The 23,585-nt window shown below is 71.2% G+C and carries 11 protein-coding genes and 1 pseudogene; 3 read left to right on the top strand and 9 right to left on the bottom strand.

What is annotated here, in order from left to right:
• Positions 1-8 precede the first annotated feature (8 nt).
• Positions 9-317, bottom strand: coding sequence for a hypothetical protein (locus tag ACTOWY_RS31645; RefSeq protein ID WP_441313268.1), 309 nt, complete (start codon positions 315-317; stop codon positions 9-11).
• Positions 314-610 (bottom strand): hypothetical protein, encoded by a 297-nt coding sequence (locus tag ACTOWY_RS31640; RefSeq protein WP_441313267.1) that lies wholly within the window; start codon positions 608-610, stop codon positions 314-316. Before ACTOWY_RS31640 ends, ACTOWY_RS31645 begins: the two co-directional genes overlap by 4 nt.
• Positions 611-877: 267 nt before the next feature.
• Between ACTOWY_RS31640 and ACTOWY_RS31635 the strand changes: the two genes are divergently transcribed.
• The 3 genes from ACTOWY_RS31635 to ACTOWY_RS31625 all read left to right on the top strand — a co-directional run bounded on the left by ACTOWY_RS31635 (position 878) and on the right by ACTOWY_RS31625 (position 2,954).
• Complete coding sequence (locus tag ACTOWY_RS31635; protein WP_185003012.1) at positions 878-1,324, top strand: sugar 3,4-ketoisomerase; 447 nt, start codon at positions 878-880, stop codon at positions 1,322-1,324.
• On the top strand, positions 1,324-2,424 hold the full coding sequence (locus ACTOWY_RS31630) for a DegT/DnrJ/EryC1/StrS family aminotransferase (protein ID WP_441313266.1): 1,101 nt from the start codon (positions 1,324-1,326) through the stop codon (positions 2,422-2,424). The genes ACTOWY_RS31635 and ACTOWY_RS31630 overlap by 1 nt, the downstream gene beginning before the upstream one ends.
• 170 nt (positions 2,425-2,594) lie before the next feature.
• Positions 2,595-2,954 (top strand): hypothetical protein, encoded by a 360-nt coding sequence (locus tag ACTOWY_RS31625; RefSeq protein ID WP_441313265.1) that lies wholly within the window; start codon positions 2,595-2,597, stop codon positions 2,952-2,954.
• A 61-nt stretch (positions 2,955-3,015) separates the two neighbouring features.
• On the opposite strand, the gene ACTOWY_RS31620 is transcribed toward ACTOWY_RS31625, so the two are convergent.
• From ACTOWY_RS31620 to ACTOWY_RS31590, 7 genes and pseudogenes are all read right to left on the bottom strand, one after another.
• Entirely contained in the window at positions 3,016-5,451 is a 2,436-nt protein-coding gene (locus ACTOWY_RS31620) for a beta-glucosidase (RefSeq protein ID WP_441313264.1), read from the bottom strand.
• Positions 5,448-6,161 (bottom strand): class I SAM-dependent DNA methyltransferase, encoded by a 714-nt coding sequence (locus ACTOWY_RS31615; protein WP_441313263.1) that lies wholly within the window; start codon positions 6,159-6,161, stop codon positions 5,448-5,450. The genes ACTOWY_RS31620 and ACTOWY_RS31615 overlap by 4 nt, the downstream gene beginning before the upstream one ends.
• A 9-nt stretch (positions 6,162-6,170) precedes the next feature.
• Positions 6,171-7,454 (bottom strand): activator-dependent family glycosyltransferase, encoded by a 1,284-nt coding sequence (locus ACTOWY_RS31610; RefSeq protein ID WP_247758469.1) that lies wholly within the window; start codon positions 7,452-7,454, stop codon positions 6,171-6,173.
• A 113-nt stretch (positions 7,455-7,567) separates the two neighbouring features.
• A complete protein-coding gene (locus ACTOWY_RS31605; protein WP_441313262.1) occupies positions 7,568-8,746 on the bottom strand; it encodes a cytochrome P450 family protein in 1,179 nt (392 codons plus the stop codon).
• Entirely contained in the window at positions 8,746-9,516 is a 771-nt protein-coding gene (locus ACTOWY_RS31600; protein ID WP_441313261.1) for a thioesterase II family protein, read from the bottom strand. The genes ACTOWY_RS31605 and ACTOWY_RS31600 overlap by 1 nt, the downstream gene beginning before the upstream one ends.
• A gap of 14 nt (positions 9,517-9,530) precedes the next feature.
• Positions 9,531-13,592 (bottom strand): annotated as a pseudogene (locus ACTOWY_RS31595) (type I polyketide synthase); the annotation flags it as partial.
• A gap of 32 nt (positions 13,593-13,624) precedes the next feature.
• Positions 13,625-23,557: a type I polyketide synthase gene (locus tag ACTOWY_RS31590; protein ID WP_441313260.1), complete on the bottom strand. Its 9,933-nt coding sequence runs from the start codon at positions 23,555-23,557 to the stop codon at positions 13,625-13,627.
• Positions 23,558-23,585 lie beyond the last annotated feature (28 nt).

Here is a 23,585-nt window from a genome sequence, read left to right as displayed (position 1 = left end):
TCAAGTGATCAGGGATGCGGGCCGATCGTGACGATGGTGATCTGACCGTCGTCAGGTCCGTAGATCCACCAGATGCGCCAGGCTGAGGGAGTCCTGTTCTCCACATAGGACTCCCACAGCGTGGCGCCACCGGGTCCGGGGACCGACTTGTAGTCGTGCGAGTGCAGGCCAGGATGTCGAGGGCCTGCCTGCGCGAGCAGTCGGAGTGCCTTACGGACCTTCTTCAGCTTTGCCTCGTACTGCTTCTTGGCAAGCAGATCATCCAGAACCTGCTCAGCTTCAGCGGTGTACAACAGCTGGAACGGTGGGGCAGTCACGCTTCGTCGGCATCCTCGTCGTCATCGGCCGTGACCCAGTCCAGCGACCGCGCCTTGCCTTCAGCAGCGTCAGCGAGCCCCCGGAACAACGAGGCCCTCAGCTCATCGTTTTCCCAGACCAGCAGTTCCCGCTTCGGAATGCTGGCCAACGGAGTCAGCAGGATCGCGCCCTCACTGTTCACCGCGACGGCGTAGCGGTCGTTCTTGTGCGCACCCGCCTTGCCCACCGGAACGCGTGCCCGTTCATCCGCGGTGACTTCCGCGACCGGCCGGAAGTCGTCAAGCATGGTCATCACGCCCTCCTCTCCGACGTCAGCCTACCGCTGACGGGGTAAGTGGGCAATGCCCACATGCCCCGCCCCCTGTGTCCGGTTGCGATCCACCGCCACCTCTCGACTCGATCATGAGCCACGACACCCCTGCGAAAGTGGAACGGCGAATGAGTTCTTAGGGGCTTCTAGGGGTTAAAAGTAGGGGTGTTCGCGAGCATACGATTTTCCGGAACCAATTCGCCGTTCATTCGCCGTCGCATTGTGCGGCGAAGACCCTGGGGGTTTTTCATGCCCGCCTACCGAAATGATGAAGGAATTCTCGTCGGCAAGGTCGAGCCCTGCCGGATGGTCGACCTGCCCGAGCACAACGACCCGCGCGGCAACCTGTGCGTGGTCGAGGCGGGCAAGGAGATCAAATTCGACATCAAGCGCGTCTACTACCTGTATGACCTGCCCGCGACCACGATCCGTGGCGCGCACGGGCACCGCAACCTGGAGCAGCTGATCATCGCGGTGCACGGCAAGTTCGACATCACCGTCGACGACGGCCAGTACCGGGACCGTTTCCACCTGGACAATCCCAGTCGCGGTCTCTACGTCGGTCCGATGGTGTGGCGGAACCTGATTAACTTCTCCCCCGGCGCGGTCGGTCTGGTACTCGCCTCAACGCACTACGATGAGGCCGACTACTACCGCGAGTACGCCGACTTCCAGCGCGACGCCAGGAAACTCTGATGCCTGTTCCCTTTCTCGACCTGAAGGCGCCGCATGTGGAACTGCGCGCCGAACTGGATGCCGCCTACCGCCGGGTCGTCGACTCCGGCTGGTTCCTGCTCGGCCCCGAACTCGCCGCCTTCGAGGCCGAGTTCGCCGCCTACTGCGAGGCCGGGCACTGCGTGGCCGTGGGCAGCGGCTGTGACGCACTGGAACTCATCCTGCGGGCCCTGGACATCGGTCCCGGCGATGAGGTCATCGTGCCCAGCGCCACCTTCATCGCGAGCTGGCTCGCGGTCTCGGCCGCAGGCGCCACGCCGGTGCCGGTGGAGCCGGACGAGGACACGCTGCTGATCGACCCCAAGCAGGTCGAGGCCGCGATCACCCCGCGCACCAAGGCGATCATGCCGGTGCACCTGTACGGGCAGCCCGCCGACCTGGACGCCCTGGAGGCGATCGCGGCCGAGCACGGGTTGCACGTGGTGGAGGACGCGGCCCAGGCACACGGCGCGCGTTACAAGGGCCGCCGGGTCGGGGCGGGGTCCGTCGCGGCCGCGTTCAGCTTCTACCCCGGCAAGAACCTGGGTGCGCTGGGTGACGGCGGGGCGGTGGTGACCTCCTCGGCGGAGCTGGCGGACAAGCTGCGGCTGCTGCGCAACTACGGGTCGCGGGTGAAGTACCAGCACGAGATCCAGGCCACCAACTCGCGCCTGGACGAGCTGCAGGCGGCGATGCTGCGGGTCAAGCTGCCCGCGCTGGACCGGTGGAACGACCGGCGGAAGGAAATCGCCGACCGCTACCTGCGCGAACTGGCCGACATCGAGGACCTGGTGCTGCCGGTGGTGCCGGTGTGGGCCGAGCCGGTGTGGCACCTGTTCGTGGTGCGCTGCGCCGAGCGGGACGCGGTGCAGGAACGGCTGGCCGGGCTGGGGATCGGCACGTTGATCCACTACCCGGTGCCGGTGCACCGCTCCCCCGCCTACGCGGCCGGCTCCTGGGGGGAGCTGCCGGTGGCCGAGCAGGTGGCCGAGCGGGTGCTGAGCCTGCCGATCGGGCCGCACATGTCCGAGGAGGAGGTCACCGCGGTGATCACCGGGGTGCGGGAGGTCTTTGGCCGGTAGGGGATGCGGGGGTGTGGGAGCCCGGGTGCGTGCTGGCACCCGGGCTTTGTGCTGTCCGAAAGTAGCTGGCCGCTTCAGCCCAGGATGAAAGGGCGGCGATCGCCTGATCCGCCTGCCTACGATCCCGGCGATCTCCGCACCGTGCGGGGCCCAAGATCACTGGGGAGCCGATGAAGAAGCTCTTGTCCACCGCGACGGTGGCCGCGACAGTCCTGGCCGGGGTGCTCGTCGGAGCAGGCACGGCCAGTGCCGCGAACCCGACCAAGCGCTGCGAACCGAGTGCGTCCCGGAGCTGCAGCCTGCCTTCGGGTTTCTTCCCCGGCGGCACCATCTCCATCGACATCGACGCGATCCTGCGGCCAGGCGCCCAGGAAACCTGGTTCAGCTTCACCATCGGCAACTGCAAGGGCGGCGCCTACGCCAACGATCCGCCGCGGTCCTGGACCTGCGTGCTGCCCGCCAGCTTCTACACGCTGACCGCCACGGCCAGCTTCGAATCCCCCTCCTGGGAACTCGGCCTGCGCTGGTAAACCGCCGGACACGCCAAGGGCCCGGGTACTGCGCACCCGGGCCCTTGGCACAGCGAAAACCTTATGGCAGCACGACAACCGTGGTCTTCAGCGGCAGTTGCGCCGAGGACGGCCCGACCTGGATCGACCGGGTTCCTGCCCCAGTGACCCACCGATCGGTCGTGGCGTTCCAGTACTTCAGCCGCTGCGCGTCCACCTTCACCGTCACCCGCTTGGTCTCACCGGGCAACAGCTCCACCTTGGTGTAGCCGGCCAGCGCCTTGTCCGCCTGCGCCGCGGTCACCAGCGGGCTGGCGCCCAGGTAGACCTGCGGCACCTCCTTGCCCTTGCGGATCCCGGTGTTGCGCAGGGAGAAGCTGACCTCGATGCCGTCCGCGACGGTCTTGGCGGACAGGTCGGTGTAGGTGAAGCTGGTGTAGGACAGGCCGTGCCCGAACGGGAACAGCGGTTTGACCTTCTGCTTGTCGTACCAGCGATAGCCGACCTGGATGCCTTCGGTGTACTTCTGTTCGTTGCCGATCCCGGGGTAGCGCTCCGGGTTGTTGGCCACCGGGTGGGTGTTCTCGTCCACCGGGAAGGTCTGGGTCAGCTTTCCGCTGGGGTTGGTGTCCCCGAACAACAACGCGGTGGTGGCCTCGGCGCCGGTCTGGCCCGGATACCACATGTCCAGCACCGCGGCGGTTTTGTCCAGCCAGGGCATGGTGATCGAGGAGCCGGTGTTGAGCACGACCACGGTGTTGGAGTTGGCCTTGGCCACCTCGGTGATCAGCTTGTTCTGGCGGCCGGGCAGGCCCAGGTTGGCCCGGTCGTAGCCCTCCATGCCGTCGTCGTAGGCGAAGACGACCGCGGTGCGGGCGGTTTTGGCGGCCTGGACCGCGGTCACGATGGCGGCCTCGGCGGCCTCCGGGGTGACCCAGGACAGCTTGACCGACAACGAGGAAGCCACCGGCGCGGAGCCGGACATGGTGATCTTGTGCGTGCCCGCGGTCAGGTGCACCACGGCGCTGGTGATCTTGCCGTAGACCTCGCCTGCCTCGATCGGGGTCTGGTTGCCGATCTGCACGGTGGCGAAACCGCCGGTGGCCTCGATCGCGATCCGGTAGTCCCCAGTCACCGGAGCGGTCAGCGTGCCGTCGTAGAACTGGCCAGCGGTGCCCGGCTGGAGCACGGTGCCGGTCGGGAAGGCCGGGGTCAGCGTGCCGGCCGGGATGGGCGAGCCGACGAGTTCCTCACCGGCGGAGTAGGTCACCGTGGCGCCCGCGCCTGCACGGGCCTTGATGGTGTCCAGGGGCGCGTTGGCCTTGTCCGGCACCACGTGCGCGCTGCCCAGGCCGGTGACCTTGGGGTCCTTGGCGCGCGGGCCGATCACCGCGATGCTGGCGCCCTCGCCCGCCAGTAGCGGCAGGGCCTGGTTCTGGTTGCGCAGCAACACCCCGCCGGCCTCTGCGACCTGCTGGGTGACCGCGTTGGCGGTGGCCAGGTCCCGGGTGGGCCGGGGGCGCGGGTTGGCGCCAATGAGACCGTGCCGGTCCAGCTGGCCGACGATGCGGCTGACTGCCCGGTCCACTGTGGACATCGGGATCTGACCGCCCTGCACGGCTTCCTTGAGCTTCTTGCCGAAGTGCAGGCCGCCGGGGATGCCGTGTTCGACGCCCTGGCTCCAGTCGATGCCCAGTTCCTGGTCCAGGCCCTTGCTGATCGAGTCGGTGCTGTGCGTGGCCAGCCAGTCCGACATCACCCAGCCCTGGAAACCCCACTGCTCGCGCAGGATCGAGGTCAGCAGCTCCTGGTGTCCGCAGGACGGGGTGCCGTTGACCTTGTTGTAGGCGCACATCACCGAGCTGACCCCGGCCTTGACCGAGGCCTCGAAGGCGGGCAGCTCGATCTCGCGCAGGGTCTGCTCGTCAACGGTGACGTTGACGTTTTGCCGGTTCTGCTCCTGGTTGTTCGCCGCGTAGTGCTTGGCGGTGGCGATCAGGCCCTGGCTCTGGATGCCCTTGATCTGCGCGGCCGCGGTGCGCGCGGAGACCAGCGGGTCCTCACTGAAGGTCTCGAAGTTCCGCCCGGCCTGCGGCACCCGGATGATGTTCATCATCGGGCCGAAGACCACATCCTGTTGCAGGGCACGGCCATCGCGGCCCATGACCTCGCCGTACTTGCGGGCCAGCTCGTCATCGAAGGTGGCGGCGAGCGCGACCGGCGCGGGCATGGCGGTGGCGGGCTGGTTGTTCAGCCGGATGCCTGCGGGGCCGTCGGCCGAGCGGACCTCCGGGATGCCCAGTCGCGGCACGCCCGGCAGCGAGCCGACGCTGAACGGGCCGGTGAAGGCCACCGTCCAGTGCACGAACGAGAGCTTCTCGTCCAGGGTCATCTGGGCGACCAGCGGATGCACTCCCGTGCGGGCGCCGGCCGGTGCCGCGCTGGCTCCGGTGCTCGCCACCAGGGTGGTGGCGGTGACCAGGGCCAGCGCGGCGACCAGCTTCTTGCTACGACTCACTTCACGACTCCCACGAACAGACCGCGGCCGGACGGGCCGCCCTCGATGTAGTCCACGGCGCAGCCGGCCCGCTCGAAGGCGGTCTCGTACTGCTCGCGGGTGAACAGGGTGATGACGTGCGTGTCGGTGAAGTGCCGGATGCCGTTCTCGGCGTCGGCGACCGTGTAGTGCACGTCCATGTGGGTGTGCGTGCCCTCCAGGCGGGAGTGCGAGACCCGGGCGATGGTGCGGCCGTCGACCTTGACCACGTCGCCGCCGACATAGCCGGGCAGGAACTTCTCCGGCGTCCACCAGGGCTCGATCACGATGACGCCGCCGGGCTCCAGGTGCTTGGCGAAGGCGGCCAGCGCGCGGTCCAGGTCGGACTGGTCGCTCATGTAGCCGATGGAGCTGAACATGCAGGTGACCGCGTGGAAGGTGCGGCCGAGGTCGAACTCGCGCATGTCGCCCTGGTGCACGGTGACCGCGGGGTGGCGGTCGCCGGAGATCCGGACCATCGCCTCGGACAGCTCCAGGCCCTCGACGTGCTCGAACAGCTCGGTGAACGGGCCGAAGTGCGCGCCGGTGCCGGAGGCCACGTCGAGCAGGTCGGTGGCATCGGCCTTGCGGTCGGTGATCAGCTCGTGCACCTGGGCGGCCTCGGCCGGGTAGTCCTTGCCGCGGCCGCGGTAGATGGCGTCGTAAACGTCGGCCAACTCGGTGTCGTACATGGGATGTCCTTACGCTGTGGGGACCGGGGCGCGGTGCCGGGCGACCAGGCGCTCCAGCTCCGGGACGATCTCGTTGGGCTTGGGGTCGGCCAGCACCTCGCCGCGCAGCCCGGCCGCGCCGGCGGCGAAGGCGGGGTCGGTGAGCAGGCGGACAAGCTTGTCCCGCAAGGCTTGTGCGGTCAGTTCGGCCGGGCGCAGGTACAGCCCGGCGTTGATGCTCTCCAGCTGCTGGGCCTTGAGCACGGCGTCGAACATCTCCGGCAGCAGCAGCTGCGGCACGCCGTAGAGCATCGCGGTGGCCGCGGTGCCGGCGCCGCCGTGGTGGATGATCGCCGAGCAGGTGGGCATCAGCGCGTGCAGCGGCACGAACTCCACCAGCTTCAGGTTGTCCGGCACCGTGGTCGACTCGGCGAGTTCGGCCTGCTGGGCGGCGTTCATGGTGGCGATGATCTCGATGTCCAGGTCGGCCATGGCCTCGATGAGGTCGGTGAAGGAGACCGAGTCACCGCCCAGGCTTTCCCGCGCGGACACGCCGAGGGTGATGCACACCCTGGGCCGCTCGGGCTTGGCGCGCAACCAGTCCGGCACCACGGCGGGCCCGTTGTAGGGCACGTAACCCATGGGCACGATGGGCTGGCCGACCGGCAGCCGGGTGCTGGCCGGGGTCTGGTCGATGGTCCACTGACCGCTGACCAGTTCCTCGTCGAAGCTCAGGCCGAGCCGTTCCATGGTCCAGCCCAGCCATTCGGCCAGCGGGTCGTCCTGGTGGGCCGGGGGCTGCTGGTCGTGCAGTTCCAGGAAGCGGTTCCTGGTGCGGGTCAGCACATCCGGGCCCCAGAGCAGCCGGGCGTGCGCGGCCCCGCTGGCCCGTGCGGCGATGGATCCGGCCCAGGTGAAGGGCTCCCAGATGACCAGGTCGGGCTGCCAGGCGCGGGCGAAGGCGACCAGCTCGTCGACCATGGAGTCGTTGTTGGCCAACGAGTAGAACATCGGCGTCATCATGGTGTACATGCCGAGCATGTAGTCCCAGGTGAGGATGTCCGGCCGGGTCTCGGAGAAGTTGATCTCCGGGTGGTCGGCCTGTTTCTGGCTGGTGTTCTGCTCGCGGGTCTGGTGGATGACGTGGTCCTCGCCGACCGGGACCGCGGTGAGTCCGGCGTGCGTGATCGCGTCGGTGAGCGCGGGCTGGCTGGCGATGCGGACCTCGTGGCCCGCGGTGCGCAGCGCCCAGGCCAGCGGCACCATGCTGAAGAAGTGGGTGTTGTGCGCGAAGGAGGTCATGAGCACACGCATCGGCGGCTCCTTCCGGGAAGCGGGCGACGAGCCCGCCGACTTGGCCCAACTGGTACGCCCGGTTGGGCCAACTTGGCGTACGACTTGGGCCAAGTCGGCGGGTGGGGGGTGGCTTAGGAGGTGACGGGGAGGTGCAGGGGGCCGCGGAGGACCGGGGAGCGGCGGCGGCGGACCAGTTTGCCGGTTTGGCGGAGCCGGGGGGTGTTTTCGGCGAGGACGCGCAGGGCGGTCTCGGCGTGCACGCGCAGCAGTGGGGCGAGGAGTCCACTGTGGAATCCGCCGGTGAAGGCCAGTGGGGCCGGGCCGGGGTTGCGGGTCAGCTCGAACTCGTCGGCGTCGGCGTACAGTCCCGGATCCCGGCCTGCCGCACCGGAAAGGACCACCAGCTGGCTGTCCTTGGGGATCTCGGTGCCCGCGAACTCCATGTCGGCCAGGGCGACCCGGGTGTGCAGCTGGACCGGGGCGTCGTAGCGCAGGGTTTCCGCGATGGCGTCGGCGGCCAGGCCGGGGTCGCCGGCCAGCTTCGCCCACTGCTCGGGGCGGGCCAGCAGCGCGGCGACCGCGTTGACCACCAGGGTGGTGCCGATCTCGACCCCGGCGGTGGCGGTGATCACCGCGGCGTGCCGGGCCTCGGGCACGGTGCAACCCATGTCGGACAACAGCTTCGTCACGTTGGCCAGCGCGGCCAGCAGGGCCCTGGTCGGGCCGAGTGGCTGCGGGCAGACCAGCGAGTCCAGGGTGGGCCGCAGGTCGGCGCAGAGGCTCTCGAAGTGCGCGCGGTCCGGCTCGGGGATGCCGAGCAGGTCGGCGGTGAGGTCCACGGCCAGTGGCGCGGCGAAGTCGGTCACCAGGTCGAACTGTCCACTGTGGCCGGAGATCCGGGCCTCGGCCAGGCGGCGCACGTGCGGTTCGTGGATGTGCACGGCCTGTTCGCTGAGCAGGTTCGCGGCCCGCTCGGTGATCCGGGCGTGTTCGGCCGCGCCCAGGCCGAGGAAGGTCTCGTCCAGGGACAGCACCTGCGGCGCGGGTGGTTCGCCGTCGGCCTTGCGCAGGCCCAGTCGCGGGTCGGTGAGGATGGTGCGGCCCAGGTCGTGATCGGCGGTGACGTACGCGCCGAGCAGGCTCTGGTGCAGCACGCCGCGGTCGCGGACCATGGCGTGGAAGGGGGTCGGGTCGTCGGCCTGGGCGCGCAGGATGAGCGCGTACGGGTCGCCGGTGGTGCCGAAGTGCCACTGGAGCCCCCGGGTCATCTGCAGGTGCAGGCCCAGTTGGCTCGGCGTGCGGTCGGACATCACGCCTCCTTGGCGCAGAAGGAGATGAGCTGGTCGGAGATCTCGTTGACGACGTCCGACTGGTGGTGGTTGAGGTAGAAGTGGCCGCCGGACAGGGTGCGCAGCGCGAAGTCCTCGCGGGTGTGCTCGCCCCAGGTGGTGGCCTCGTCGAAGGTGACCCTCGGGTCGCTTTCGCCGACGATCGCGGTGATCGGGCAGGACAGCGGAACCCCGCCCTGCCACCGGTAGGTCTCGGCTGCCTTGTAGTCGCTGCGGATCGCGGGCAGCACCATGCGCAGCAGTTCCTCATCGCCGAGCAGCGCGGAGTCGGTGCCGGAAAGCCGTTGCAGCTCGGCCACGATGCCGTCGTCGCTCTGCTGGTGCACGCGCTCGTCCCGGTGCCGGGACGGGGCGCGGCGGCCGGAGGCGAACAGCGCGGCCGGCCGGAAGTCGAACTCCTGCTCCAGCAGGGTGGCGACCTCGAAGGCGATGCTCGCGCCCATGCTGTGCCCGAACAGGGCAAGCGGCTTGTCGGTCCAGGCGAGCAGGGGTTTGACGATCTCCCTGGCGAACTCCTGCACGTTCTCGATCCGCGGGTCGGCGCGCCGGTCCTGCCGTCCCGGGTACTGCACGGCCAGCACCTCGATGGAGGGGGTGAGCGCGGCGGAGAACGGGTAGAAGAAGCTCGCGGCGCCACCGGCGTGCGGGAAGCAGGCCAGCCGGACCTTGCTGTCCTCGACGGGGTGGAATCGGCGCAGCCAGAGGCCGTTGTCGCCGGTGTCTGCTGTCATCGTGGTTCCTGTTCCTACTTCGCTTGTCCGGCGACGGTGACGGATTCGGCGAGCCAGTCCACAATGGACTGGGCAGTGGCCTGGGCGTGGTGCTGGGTCATGGTGAAGTGGTTGCCGGGCACATCGGCCGCGGTGTGCGGGAACGGCCAGTGCGAACGCCAGTCGCCCTCGCCGGTCCACTCCCCCATCGGCTCGCTGGCGCGCACCAGCAGGGTGGGCACGGCGAGGTCGGTCGGTTGCCACCCGGCGAGGTGGCGGTAGTAGGCGCCCATGGCGGTGAGCCGGGTGTCGTCGGCGGGCACGTAGTCGCCCTGATTGCCGAGCATCCATTCGGTCAGCTCGCGCTGCCACTGGCCGATCGGGCCGTTGTGGTCAGGTTCGTAGATATCGAGCAGCACCAGTCCGGCAGGCGGGTGCCCGTGTTCGGTCAGGTGCGCGGCGAGCTGGTGGGCCAGGATGGCGCCCGCGGAGTGTCCGATGAGGACGAACGGGCGGCCGTCGGCCTGGGTCAGCACGGCGTCGGCCTGGAGCCGGAGCGCGGCGGTCAGCGTGTTCGGCAGTGGTTCGCCGTCGAGGTAGCCGGGCAGTGGCAGGGCGGCCATCGGGTGTCGGCCGCGCAGGGCGGTGGCCAGGCGGGCGAATTCGTGCGGGCCGGAGATGGCCGCGGTGCCGCTGCACCCGATGAGCACCGGGCCCTGGCCCTCGGCGGAGAGCCGGATGGGGCGGGTCAGGTCGGTGCGGTCGCTGGTCTCGTCGAAGCTCGGCCGGAATCCGGCGGTGTCGGCCAGGAGGTCCATGAATTGGGTGATCCGTCCACTTCGGACGGACTCCTGGTAGAGGTTCGCCAGGGTGCTGGGTTTCCCGGCCGGAGCTTCGGCGGCGCCGAGGCGGTCACGCAGGTGGGCGGCTAGTTCGGCCGGGGTGGGGTGCTGGAGCAGCAGGCCGGGGGCGAGCTGGATGCCGGTGGCCCCGGCCAGGCGGTTGCGCAGTTCGACGGCGGTGAGCGAGTCGAAGCCGGATTCCAGGAAGGCGCGGTCGGTGTCGACGTCCTCGGCCCCAGCGTGGCCGAGTACGGCGGCGGCGTGGCTGCGGACCAGGTCGAGCAGGCGGCGCTGGGCCTGCGCCGGGTCGAGTGCGGCGAGTCGTTCGGCGAAGCCGGGTTCGGGGGTTGGCTGCGGCGCGGGTTCGGGCTTGGCGCGGCGCGCGGCCAGGCCGGGCAGCAGGTCGGCCAGTGCGGTGAGGTCCTGGTTGTCCACCGCGGTCCAGAACTGCTCGTCGGCGGTGATGCCGGTGGCGGGTTCGAGCCAGTAACGCTGGTGCTGGAAGGCGTAGGTGGGCAGGTCGATCCGGTTGCCGCCGGTGACCGCGGGCCCGAAGTCGACCGGCAGACCGCGGGTCCAGGCTTCGGCGAGCGAGGTCAGCACCCGCTGCGGCCCGCCCTCGTCGCGACGCAGTGAACCGACGGTGACCGCCGGGGTTTCGACGCGGTCGGCGGTTTCCTGGATGCCGACCACGAGCACCGGGTGCGGGCTGACTTCGACGAAGCCGCGGTGCCCGGTGGCGAGCAGTCCGCGCACGGTCTCCTCGAACCGGACGGTCTGGCGCAGGTTGGTGTACCAGTACCCGGCGTCCAGGGCGGTGGTGTCGATCAGCCCGGCGGTGACGGTGGAGTGGAAGGGGATCCGGGATGGCTGCGGCGAGAGTCCACTGAGGACGGTGAGGAGTTCCGCGCGGATCTCTTCGACGTGCGCGGAGTGTGAGGCGTAGTCGACCGGGATGCGGCGGGCCTTGACGTCGGTGTCGGCGCAGTCGGCGAAGAGTTCGTCCAGGGCGTCCGGGTCTCCGGCGACCACGACCGAGGAGGCGCCGTTGACCGCGGCGACCGAGATCCGGCCGTCCCAGCGGGTCAGCCGTTCTTCGACTTCGGTGACCGGCAGCGGCACGGCCATCATCCCGCCCTTGCCTGCTAGGGCCCGGATTGCCTTGCTGCGCAGCGCGACCACCTTGGCGGCGTCGCGGAGCGAGAGGGCGCCGGAGACGGCGGCGGCGGCGATCTCGCCCTGTGAGTGGCCGATCACTCCGGCCGGTTCGACGCCGTGGGACTGCCAGAGTGCGGCGAGGGAGACCATCACCGCCCAGAGCGCGGGCTGCACGATGTCGACCCGCTCGTAGTCGTTGTCGCGCAGGACGTCCAGGAGGTTCCAGTCGGTGAACTCGGCGAGCGCGTCGGCGCATTCGGTGATGCGGGCGGCGAAAACCGGGGCGGAGTCGAGGAGTTCGACGGCCATGCCACGCCATTGGGAGCCCTGGCCGGGGAAGACGAAGACGACCTTGCCGGGGCGGGTGGTGCTGCCGCGGACGACGGTGGGGGTGATCTCGTCGGTGGCGAGGGCGTGCAGGGCGGTGGCGGGGTCACCGAGCAGGACGGCGCGGTGCTCGAAGGCGGCGCGGGTGGTGAGGGTGTGCGCGAGGTCGAGCGGGGCGGGGGTGTGGGTGGCGAGGTGGTCGCGGAGGCGGCTGGCCTGGGCGCGCAGGGCGGCGGCGGTTTTGCCGGAGAGGAGGTAGGGGAGGACGGCGGGGGATCCGAGCGCGGTGGCAGCGGTCCCAGCGGCGATGGCGGTGGCAGCCGTCCTGGCGGCGGCGGTCGTGGCTGCGGTCCCGGCAACTGTCACGGGTGCGGCGGTGGTGGCTGCCTCGGGTTCCGTGGGTGCTGGGGCCTGTTCCAGGATCACGTGCGCGTTGGTGCCGCTCACGCCGAAGCTGGACACCCCGGCCCGCCGCACCTCCGCCGCCCACTCCTGGTTCTCGGTCAGCAGCGACACCGCGCCCACCGACCAGTCAACCTGCCGCGACGGCTCGTCCACGTGCAGCGTCCTGGGCAGCACCCCGTGCCGCATCGCCATGACCATCTTGATCACGCCCGCGACCCCGGCTGCGGCCTGGGTGTGGCCGATGTTGGACTTCACCGAGCCCAGCCACAGCGGGGTTTCCCGGTCCTGGCCGTAGGCGGCGAGTACCGCCTGGGCTTCGATCGGGTCGCCGAGGCGGGTGCCGGTGCCGTGCGCCTCGACCACGTCGACCTGGGCGGGCGTGAGGCGGGCGTCGGCCAGGGCGGCGCGGATCACGCGTTGCTGGGACGGGCCGTTCGGGGCGGTGAGGCCGCTGGAGGCGCCGTCCTGGTTGACCGCGCTGCCCTTGAGCACGGCCAGGATCGGGTGGCCGTTGCGTTGGGCGTCGGAGAGTTTCTCCACCAGGAGCAGGCCGGCGCCTTCGCCCCAGCCGGTGCCGTCGGCGGCGTCGGCGAAGGCTTTGCAGCGGCCGTCGGTGGCCAGGCCGCGCTGGCGGCTGAACTCGACGAAGATCTGCGGGGTGGCCATGGTGGTGACGCCGCCGGCCAGGGCCAGGGTGCATTCGCCCTTGCGGAGTGCTTGTGCGGCAAGGTGTAGCGCGACCAGGGAGGACGAACACGCCGTGTCGATGGTGAGCGCGGGGCCTTCCAGGCCGAGGGTGTAGGCGATGCGGCCGGAGGCGACGCTGCCGGAGTTGCCGGTGCCGAGGTAGCCCTCGACGCCCTCGGGGACCTCGTGCAGGCGGGCGGCGTAGTCGTTGTAGATCACGCCGGCGAACACGCCGGTTTTGCTGCCGCGCAACGTGGTCGGGTCGATGCCCGCTCGTTCGAAGGCTTCCCAGGAGGTTTCCAGCAGCAGGCGTTGCTGGGGGTCCATGGCCAGGGCTTCGCGCGGGGAGATGCCGAAGAAGGCCGGGTCGAACTCGGCCACGCCGTCCAGGAACGCGCCGTGGCCGGTGTAGGTGCGGCCGGTGGCGGACGGGTCGTCGTCGAGCAGGTCGGGCCAGCCGCGGTCGGCCGGGAACCCGGTGACGGCGTCCCCGCCCGCGGCCAGCAGGTCCCACAGTTGCTCAGGCGAGCCGATGCCACCGGGGTAGCGGCAGCTCATGCCGATGATGGCGATCGGCTCCCGCTCGGCCTCGCGGACCTCGGCCAGTTCCTGCCGGGTCTGCCGCAGATCGGCGGTCACCTGCTTGAGGAAGTGCCTGAGCTTGTCCTCATTGGACACTGTGGTTCCCTTCTCCCCAGTTCTGGAATCCCTTACGAGATCCCGAACTCCTTGCCAATGAGGTCGAACAGGTCGTCGTCGGTCGCCGTTTCCAGGTCCTCCGCCGCGGTTGCGCCGTTTGCCTCGGTCCACCGGTCCAGCAGGGACTTCAGCCGGAGGGTGATGCGTGCGCGGGACTCCTCGTCCGGGGCGATCCCGGACAGGTCGTCGGGCACGATCACCGACAGGCTGGCCTCCAGCCGGTCCAGTTCGGCCAGCAGCGGGCTGCCACCCGCCGGGGCCGTGTCCTGGGGCACGGTGTCGTCCAGGTGCGCGGCCAGCGCTTCCGGAGTCGGGTGGTCGAAGACCAGCGTCGCGGCCAAGCGCAGGCCGGTGGCCGCGTTCAGCCGGTTCCGCAGCTCGACCGCGGTGAGCGAGTCGAACCCGAGTTCCAGGAAGCCCTTGCTCTCCTCCACCGCTTCCGGCGAGGAGTGCCCCAGCACCGCGGCAACCTGCCCGCGGACCAGGTCCAGCAGCACCTCGCGCCGCTGGGCGCCGGTGCGGCCGTGCAGTCGCTGCGTGAGCGCCGTGGCGTCCGGGGCCGCGCCGGTCGCCGTTCGACGACCGGGCTTGCGGACGAGCCCTCGCAGCAGGGCGGGCACCTCGGCCTGTGCCCGCAGCGCCGTGGTGTCCAACCTGATGGGCACCAGCACCGCCGATTCCACTGTGCTGGCCACGTCCAGTAGTGCCAACCCCTGTTCTGAAGACAGGGGTGCCATGCCCGCCCTGGCCAGCCGCCCCAGCTCGGCCTCGTCCAGGTGGCCGGTCATGCCGCTGGTCTGCGCCCACAGGCCCCAGGCCAGGGACACGGCCGGTTTGCCCAGTTCACGGCGGTAGGCGGCGAGTCCGTCCAGGAAGGCGTTGGCCGCGGCGTAGTTGCCCTGGCCCGCGCCGCCGAAGGTGCTGGCGGCACTGGAGAACAGGATGAACTCGGTCACGTCGCCGGTCAGTTCGTGCAGGTTGACCGCGGCGTCCACCTTGGGCCGCAACACCTTGGCCAGCCGGTCCGGGGTGAGCGCGGCCAGTACGCCGTCGTCGAGCACCCCTGCCGCGTGCACCACGATCGACAGGGGGTGATCAAGGGTGTCGAGCAGTGCGGCCAGGGCGTCCCGGTCGGCGGCGTCGCAGGCCTCGATCCGGACCCGAGCGCCGAGTGCGGTGAGTTCGTCCCGCAGCTCGGCGGCGCCGGGGGCGGCCAGGCCGCGGCGGCTGGTGAGCACCAGGTCGCGCACGCCGCGGCCGGTGACCAGGTGCCGGGCGACCAGTGCGCCCAGGGTGCCGGTACCGCCGGTGACCAGCGCGGATCCGCTCCCGACCGAACGGTCGGTGGCGGTGTTGGGCACCCGGGCCAGGCGGGGTGCGGTGAGCTTGCCCTGGCGGATGGCCAGTTGCGGTTCGCCGGTCTGCGCGGCGGCGGCGAGCTGGCGGGCGGAGGCGTCCTGGTCGTCGAGGTCGATGAGCAGGAACCGGCCGGGTTCCTCGGCCTGGGCCGAGCGGACCAGGCCCCAGACCGCGGAACCAGCCGGATCGGTGACCTGCCCGGCCGCGCCCTGGGTCACCAGGACCAGTCGCGAGTGGACGAACCGCTCCCCCGCGAGCCACCCCTGTACCGCCTCAAGAGCGATAAGGGTGGCGGTGTGCGCGGCCTTGGCCAGTGGTCCGTCCACTGTGGGCAGTGGCAGGAATACCAGCTCTGGCACCTCGGTCAGTTCTGCCAGTGTGGCGTGGCTGTCCACCCGGACGCCCGCGGTGCGCAGGCCGGCGGCGACCCCGAGGGCGTCGCCGATGACCGCGGCCCGGCCGAGCGGGGTGCTGGGCGCGGGCACGGTGGCCCAGTCGAACTGGAACAGCGAGTCGTGGTGGCCGCCGCCGAGGGCGTCCGCGGACAGGGCCCGCAGCACCAGGGAGTCGACCGTGGCGACCGGGTTGCCGCCGGGGTCGGTGACCGCGAGTGCGATGCCGTCACCGTCCACCTTGGACAGTCGGACGCGCAGGCTGGCCGCGCCGGTGGCGTGCAGGCTGACCCCGGTCCAGGCGAACGGGAGCCGGGCCTGGTCGGCGCTGAAGAAGCCGCCGAGGCCGATGGCCTGCACGGCCGCGTCCAGCAGGGCCGGGTGCAGGGCGAAGCCGGTGTCCTGGTGGTCCTCGGGCAGGGTGACCTCGGCGAAGACCTCGCCGCCCTTGGTCCAGGCGGTGCGCAGGCCCTGGAAGCTGGGGCCGTAGTCGTAGCCCGCCTCGCTGAGCCGGTCGTAGAGTCCGTCCAGGGCAACGGGTTCGGCACCGGCGGGCGGCCAGGCGCCGACCGCGACCGGGGTGCCCAGGCCGGGCAGCAGGGTGCCGGTGGCGTGCAGCTGCCAGGGCTCGTCCGCGCCGGTCTGGGAATGCACGGTCAGGGTGCGGGCGCCGGTCGGTTCGGGTGCGCCGACGGTGAGATGCAGGTTGACCGCGGCGTCCTCGGGCAGCACCAGCGGTGCGGCCAGGGTGAGTTCCTCCACCCGGTCGCAACCGGCGGCCACGGCGGCATGCAGGGCGAGTTCGACGAAGGCGGTGCCGGGCAGCAGGATCGAGCCGAGCACCGCGTGGTCGGCCAGCCAGGGGTGGGTGCGCACCGAGATCCTGCCGGTGAACAGCAGTTCCTCGCTGTCGGGGCGGGTGATCGCGGCGCCGAGCAGCGGGTGTTCGGCGGCGGTGAGGCCGAGTTCGGCGGCGTCGGATCCGGTGCCGCGCGGGGTGTCCAGCCAGTAGCGCTCGCGCTGGAAGGCGTAGGTGGGCAGGTCGATCCGGCGGGCGCCGGTGAGCACCTGGCTGAAATCGACCGGCAGTCCGCGCACGGCGGCCTCGCCGAGGGAGAGCAGGAACCGGCCGAGGCCGCCTTCCTCGCGGCGCAGCGAGCCGAGGGCGATGGCGTTGCTGCCGGTCTCCTCCAGGGTCTCCTGCAGTCCGACGACGAGCACCGGGTGCGGGCTGGCTTCGACGAAGTAGCGGTAGCCCTGCTCAGCGAGGGTACGGGTGACCTCGGCGAATCGGACGGTCTGGCGCAGGTTGGTGTACCAGTACCCGGCGTCCAGCTCGGCGGTGTCGATCAGTTCGCCGGTGACGGTGGAGTGGAACGGGATGTCGGAGGTGCGCGGCCGGATGGGGGCCAGCACACGCAGGATCTCGTCCCGGATCTCCGCCACATACGCGGAGTGCGAGGCGTAGTCCACCGGGATCTTGCGGGCCCGGATGTTCGCGGCCTCGCACTCGGCGAACAGCTCGTCGAGGGCGGCGGGCTCACCAGCGACCACGATCGCGGTCGGGCCGTTGACCGCGGCCACCGAGATCCGGCCGTCCCAGCGGGCCAGGCGGTCCTCGACCTCGGCGAGGGGCAGCGGCACGGACATCATGCCGCCCTTGCCTGCCAGCGCCCGGATCGCCTTGCTGCGCAACGCGACCACCCGGGCGGCGTCCTGAAGGGACAGTGCACCGGAAACGGCGGCGGCGGCGATCTCGCCCTGGGAGTGGCCGACGACCACCGAGGGCTCAACCCCGAAGCTGCGCCACAGCGCGGCGAGGGAGACCATGACGGCCCACAGCGCGGGCTGCACGACGTCGACGCGGTCGAAGCCGGGGCCGTTGCCGCGCAGCACTTCCAGGAGGTCCCAGTCGGTGAACTCGGCCAGGGCCTGGGCGCAGTCGGTGAGGCGGTCGGCGAAGACCTGGTTGGTCTCGAAGAGTTCCACGGCCATGCCGAGCCACTGCGAGCCCTGGCCGGGGAAGACGAAGGCGACCTGCTCGCCCGCCGCGGCCACGCCGGTGGTGAGGCCGGGCCACGGTTCGCCGGTGGCGAGCGCGTCCAGGCCGGTGCTCAGTTCGGCGGTGGTGCTGGCGACCAGCAGGGCGCGCTGGTCGAAGGCGCCGCGGGTGCTGAGCAGGGAGTGCGCCAGGTCGGGCAGGTGGGTCTGCGGGTGGGACGCCAGGTGCGCGGCGAGCGCGCGGGCCTGGCCCCGCAGGGCTTCGGGGGTGCGGGCGGTGAGCCGGACCGGCGCCGGAGTGTCCACAGTGGAGGTTTCGACCGGTTCTTCGGCGGGGGCCGCTTCGATGATGACGTGCGCGTTGGTGCCGCTGATGCCGAAGCTGGACACGGCCGCGCGGCGCACGCCCTCGGGCCAGGGCTGGGCCTCGGTGAGCAGCGAGACGGATCCGGCGGACCAGTCGATCTGCGGGCTGGGCGCGTCGATGTGCAGGGTCTTGGGCAGCAGGCCATGGTGCATGGCCAGCACGGTCTTCATCACACCCGCGACCCCGGCGGCGGCCTGGGTGTGGCCGATGTTGGACTTCAGCGAACCCAGCCACAGTGGGGTTTCCCGGTCCTGGCCGTAGGTGGCGATGAGTGCCTGGGCTTCGATCGGGTCGCCGAGGGTGGTGCCGGTGCCATGCGCCTCGACCAGGTCGACGTCCGAAGTGGACAGTCCGGCGTTGGCCAGGGCCTGGCGGATGACGCGTTGCTGGGACGGGCCATTCGGGGCGGTGAGGCCGTTGGACGCGCCGTCCTGGTTGACCGCGCTGCCCTTGACGATGGCCAGCACCGGGTGGCCGTTGCGGCGGGCGTCGGAGAGGCGTTCGACCAGCAGCATTCCCACGCCTTCGGCGAGGGCGAAGCCGTCCGCGGCGGCGGCGAAGGCCTTGGAGCGGCCGTCGCGGGCCAGGCCGTTCTGGCGGCTGAACTCGAAGAACATGTCCGGGGTGGACATGATCGTCACGCCACCGGCCAGTGCCAGTGAGCATTCGCCGTTGCGCAGGGACTGGACCGCCCAGTGCAGGGCGACCAGTGAGGAGGAGCAGGCGGTGTCGACGGTGACCGCAGGGCCTTCCAGGCCGAAGGTGTAGGAGATCCGGCCGGAGAGCACGCTGGCGCCGTTGCCGGTGGCCAGGTAGCCGGACAGGTTCTCCGGGGCACCGGCCAGCAGCGGGGCGTAGTGCTGGCCGTTGGTCCCGGCGAACACCCCGGTCCGGCTGCCACGCAGGGAATCCGGGTCGATGCCCGCACGCTCGAAGGTCTCCCAGGAGGTTTCCAGCAGCAGGCGGTGCTGCGGGTCCATGGCCAGGGCCTCGCGCGGGGAGATGCCGAAGAAGGCCGGGTCGAACTCGCTCGCGTCGTGCAGGAAGCCGCCGTGGCCGACGTAGCTGGATCCGGTGCGGCCGTTGGGGTCGATCAGGGCGCCGAGGTCCCAGCCTCGGTCGGTGGGGAAGCCGGTGATCGCGTCGCCGCCGGCTTCGATGAGGCGCCACAACGCTTCCGGGCTGGTGACGCCGCCGGGGAAGCGGCAGGCCATGCCGATGATGGCGATCGGCTCGTCGTCGGCGGCCGCGGTGTACACCGGTCCGGCGATCTGCGCGGCGTGGCCGACGAGTTCGCCGCGCAGGTGTTCGGCGAGCACGGTCGCGGTCGGGTAGTCGAAGACCAGGGTGGCCGGGAGCTTCAGGCCGGTCGCGGTGTTGAGGCGGTTGCGCAGGTCGACCGCGGTGAGCGAGTCGAAGCCGAGTTCGCGGAAGGCCCGGTTGACGTCGACGGCGTCCGGGGAGGCGTGTTCCAGGACCGCGGCGAGCTGGGTGCGGACCAGGTCCAGGACCAGCTTGGACTGGTCCACTTCGGACAGTCCGGACAGGCGCCGCACCAGCGGGGAGGTTTCCACCGCCGCGGCCGGTTCGGCCTCGGTGCGGGCCTGGGCCTCGGGCAGTTCGTCGAAGAGGTGACTTGGCCGGGCGGCGGTGAAGCCGGGCACGAACCGGGCCCAGTCGATGTCGGCGACGGTGAGCACCGGCTCGTCGTGCTCGATGGCCTGGCGCAGTGCGGAGAGCGCGAGTTCCGGGTCCATCGCGGTGACGCCGCGGCGGCGCAGGAACTCGCCGTAGCTGTCCTCGGTGGTGGTGTCGCCGCCGTCCCATGGGCTCCACGCGATGGCGGTGCCGGGCAGGCCCCGGCCGCGGCGGGCCTCGGCGAGCGCGTCCAGGTAGGCGGTGCCAGCGGCGTAGGCGCCCTGGTTGCCGCCGCCCCAGATCCCGGCGACCGAGGAGCAGAACACCACGGTCTCGACGGTGTCGTCGAGCAGGGCGTCCAGGTGTGCGGCGGCGGCGGTCTTGGCGTTGACCACGGCGGCGAAGGACGCCAGATCGGTGTCCGCCAAGGGGTTCAGCGGGACGACCGGCGGGGCGTGCACCACGGTGGCCGGGTTGTGTTCGGCCAGCACGGCACGCAGTGCGGCCCGGTCGCCGACCTCGCAGGCGGCCAGGGTGACCCGGGTGCCGTCGGCTTCCAGTTGGGCGCGCAGGATTTCCGCGCTGTCGTCGTGCGTTCCGGCGAGCACCAGGTGCTCGATGCCGTTGCGGGACAGCCACTGCGCGACCAGTGAGCCGAGTGCGCCGGAGCCGTCGGTGACCAGTGCGGTGCCGGTGGGCTGCCAGGTGCGGACCGGGGCGGCCGAGCCGAGCGGGGCGTGGCCGAGGCGGCGGGCGAAGACCCCGGCGGCGCGGAGGGCGACCTGATCTTCATCGGCCGCGGCGAGCACGGCGTGCAGGCGGGCGGTGGTGGTGTCGTCGAGGCGGTCGGGCAGGTCGACCAGGCCGCCCCAGCGTTCGGGGTGTTCCAGGGCGATTACCCGGCCGAGGCCCCAGACCTGGGCTTGGGTGGCGCTGCGGACGCGGTCGGTGGCGGAGGTGGAGATGGCGCCGCGGGTGGCGCACCACAGCGGGGCGCTGATCCCGGCGTCGCCGAGGGCCTGGGTGAGCACCACGGTCCCGGCGAGTCCGGCCGGGAGCGGGTGTTCGGCCAGGGGGGATTCGTCCAGGGCGAGCAGGGACAGCACTCCGGCTGGGGCGAAGTCGAGTGCGGTCAAGCGGTCCGCGAGGGTGGCGCGGTCCAGGGAGCCGCCGATTTCCAGGATGTGCGCGCCGGGCAGCACGGTTTTGGTGTGGCCTTCGGGCTGGATGACCAGCCAGTCGCCGGTGAGGGTGGCCGCGGGCGGGGTGACCGGCCGCCATTCCACCCGGTACCGCCAGCCGTCCACAGTGGACTGTTCGCGGCGCTGGCGGCGCCAGGCGGCGAGCACCGGCAGCACGCCGGTGAGGGTGTCGGCCTCGGCGCCCAGGGTGGCGGCCAGGGTGCCGAGGTCCTCGGTCTCGACCGCGGCCCAGAACTCGGCGTCGGCCGGGTCGGCGGTGTGCTCGACGGCGGGGGTGCCGTCCTCCAGCCAGAACCGCTTGCGCTGGAAGGCATAGGTGGGCAGGTCGAGGTGCGCGCTGCCGCCCCACAGGGTGTCCCAGCGCACGGGCAGGCCGCGAACCTGGCCCTCGGACAGCGAGGTCAGGAAGCGGTCCAGGCCACCTTCGTCGCGGCGTAGTGAGCCGACCGCGACGGCCTCCACGGTTTCCTGGATGCCGAAGGTGAGCACCGGGTGCGGGCTGGCCTCGACGAAGAACCGGAACCCGGCCTCGCCCAGCAGTCGCACGGTTTCCTCGAAGCGCACGGTCTGGCGCAGATTCGTGTACCAGTACTCGGCGTCCAGGCCGGTGGTGTCGAACCGTTCGGCGAAGACGGTGGAGTAGAACGGGATCTCGGCGGCCTTCGGCTGCAGTCCACTGAGGACGGTGCGCAGTTCGTCGTGGATGCTTTCCACGTGCGCGGAGTGCGAGGCGTAGTCCACCGGGATCTTGCGCACCCGGATTTCCGCGGTCTCGCAGTCGATGAACAGCTCTTCCAGGGCGTCCGGGTCACCGGCGACCACCACGGAGGCGCTGCCGTTGACCGCGGCGATCGAGATCCGGCCGTCCCAGCGGATCAGGCGGGCTTCCACGTCGGCGACCGGCAGCGAGACCGACATCATGCCGCCCTTGCCCGCGAGAGCGCGGATCGCCTTGCTGCGCAGGGCGACCACCTTGGCGGCGTCACGGAGCGACAGCGCGCCGGAGACGGCGGCGGCGGCGATCTCGCCCTGGGAGTGGCCGATCACCGCGGCGGGTTCGACGCCGTTGGCCCGCCACAGCGCGGCCAGGGACACCATGACCGCCCACAGTGCGGGCTGCACCACGTCGACCTGCTCGAAGTCACCGGTGCGCAGGACGTCGAGGAGGTCCCAGTCGGTGAACTCGCGCAGGGCCTCGGCGCATTCGGTGAGGCGGGCGGCGAAAACCGGGGAGGTTTCCAGGAGTTCGACGGCCATGCCCTGCCACTGCGAGCCTTGGCCGGGGAAGACGAAGACGACCTTGCCGGTGCCGATGCTCTCGCCGGTGACCAGGTTCGCGGCGGGTGTCCCGGTGGACAGGGCGGTGAGCGCGCCACGCAGGTCGGCCGGGTCACGGGTGAGGGCGACGGCGCGGTGCTCGAAAGCGCTGCGGCCCAGGGCGAGGGCGCGGCCGAGGTCGGCGAGCGGCAGGTCCGGGTTCCGGTCGAGGAAGCCGAGCAGGTTGGCGGCCTGGGCACGCAGGGCCTCGGGGCCGCGGGCGGACAGTGCGATCGGCAGCACCGCCGGAGTTGTTGCGGGCTCGGCGAATTCGGCGGCAGGGGCCTGTTCCAGGATGGTGTGCGCGTTGGTGCCGGAGACGCCGAAGCTGGACACGGCGGCGCGGCGCGGGCGACCGGTGTCCGGCCACGGCTGGGCCTCGGTGAGCAGCGAGACGGCACCGGCGGACCAGTCCACGTGCGGGGTGGGCTCGTCCACGTGCAGGGTCTGCGGCAGCACGCCGTTGCGCAGTGCCATGACCATCTTGATGATGCCGCCGACACCGGCCGCGGCCTGGGTGTGGCCCAGGTTGGACTTGAGCGAGCCGAGCCAGAGCGGCTGCTCGGCCGACTTCTCCTTGCCGTAGGTGGCCAGCAGGGCCTGGGCTTCGATCGGGTCGCCGAGCACGGTGCCGGTGCCGTGCGCCTCGACCGCGTCCACGTCCTCGGCGGTGAGCTGGGCGTTGGCCAGCGCGGCGCGGATCACCCTGCGCTGGGACGGGCCGTTGGGGGCGGTGAGGCCGTTGGACGCACCGTCCTGGTTGACCGCGCTGCCGCGCACCACCGCGAGGATCGGGTGCCCGTTGCGCTGGGCGTCGGAGAGGCGTTCGACCAGGAGCATGCCGACGCCCTCAGACCAGGAGGTGCCGTCGGCGGCCGCGGCGAAGGACTTCGAGCGGCCGTCGGGGGCGAGGCCGCGCTGGCGGGAGAACTCGACGAAGGCGCCAGGGGTGGACATGATCGCCACGCCGCCGGCCAGCGCGAGGGTGCATTCGCCGTTGCGCAGCGACTGCACGGCCAGGTGCAGGGCGACCAGCGAGGAGGAGCACGCCGTGTCGATGGTGACCGAAGGCCCTTCCAGGCCAAGGGTGTAGGACACCCGGCCGGAGACCACGCTGCCGGAGTTGCCGGTGCTGAGGTAGCCCTCGACCCCGGCGGGCACGCTGTGCAGGCGGGCCGCGTAGTCGTGGTACATCAGGCCCGCGAACACGCCGGTCTTGCTGCCGCGCACCGTGGCCGGGTCGATGCCCGCGCGTTCGAAGGTCTCCCAGGCGGTTTCCAGCAGCAGCCGCTGCTGCGGGTCCATGGCCAGGGCCTCACGCGGGGAGATGCCGAAGAAGCCGGGGTCGAACTCGTCGGCGGTGTGCAGGAACCCGCTCTCCCGCACATAGGAGGTGCCGGGGTGTTCGGGGTCGGGGTGGTAGAGGCCGTTGAGGTCCCAGCCGCGGTTGGCCGGGAAGCCGGAGATGGCGTCGCCGCCACTGTCGACCAGCCGCCACAGGTCCTCGGGCGAGCTGACCCCGCCGGGGTAGCGGCAGGCCATGCCGACGATCGCGATCGGCTCGCGGTCCTCGGCCTCCACCTCGTGCAGGCGCGCCTTGGTCTGCTGGAGGTCCGCGATGACCCGCTTCAGGTAGTCGCGGAGCTTGTCCTCAGTCGTCGGCGACATGCCGCCCCCTCGGTATTCGTCGTGGTCG

The organism is Crossiella sp. CA198 (assembly GCF_052078295.1).
GTDB lineage: Bacteria > Actinomycetota > Actinomycetes > Mycobacteriales > Pseudonocardiaceae > Crossiella.
The sequence above is the reverse complement of the archived record's forward strand: the minus strand, read 5'-3'. Positions and strand labels throughout refer to the sequence as shown.

Bases quoted from the DNA above. Each gene is read 5' to 3' on its own strand.
- ACTOWY_RS31640 (WP_441313267.1), bottom strand. From the start codon at position 610: ATGACCATGCTTGACGACTTCCGGCCGGTCGCGGAAGTCACCGCGGAT.
- ACTOWY_RS31635 (WP_185003012.1), top strand. From the start codon at position 878: ATGCCCGCCTACCGAAATGATGAAGGAATTCTCGTCGGCAAGGTCGAG.
- ACTOWY_RS31630 (WP_441313266.1), top strand. From the start codon at position 1,324: ATGCCTGTTCCCTTTCTCGACCTGAAGGCGCCGCATGTGGAACTGCGC.
- ACTOWY_RS31625 (WP_441313265.1), top strand. From the start codon at position 2,595: ATGAAGAAGCTCTTGTCCACCGCGACGGTGGCCGCGACAGTCCTGGCC.
- ACTOWY_RS31615 (WP_441313263.1), bottom strand. From the start codon at position 6,161: ATGTACGACACCGAGTTGGCCGACGTTTACGACGCCATCTACCGCGGC.
- ACTOWY_RS31610 (WP_247758469.1), bottom strand. From the start codon at position 7,454: ATGCGTGTGCTCATGACCTCCTTCGCGCACAACACCCACTTCTTCAGC.
- ACTOWY_RS31605 (WP_441313262.1), bottom strand. From the start codon at position 8,746: ATGTCCGACCGCACGCCGAGCCAACTGGGCCTGCACCTGCAGATGACC.
- ACTOWY_RS31600 (WP_441313261.1), bottom strand. From the start codon at position 9,516: ATGACAGCAGACACCGGCGACAACGGCCTCTGGCTGCGCCGATTCCAC.
- ACTOWY_RS31590 (WP_441313260.1), bottom strand. From the start codon at position 23,557: ATGTCGCCGACGACTGAGGACAAGCTCCGCGACTACCTGAAGCGGGTC.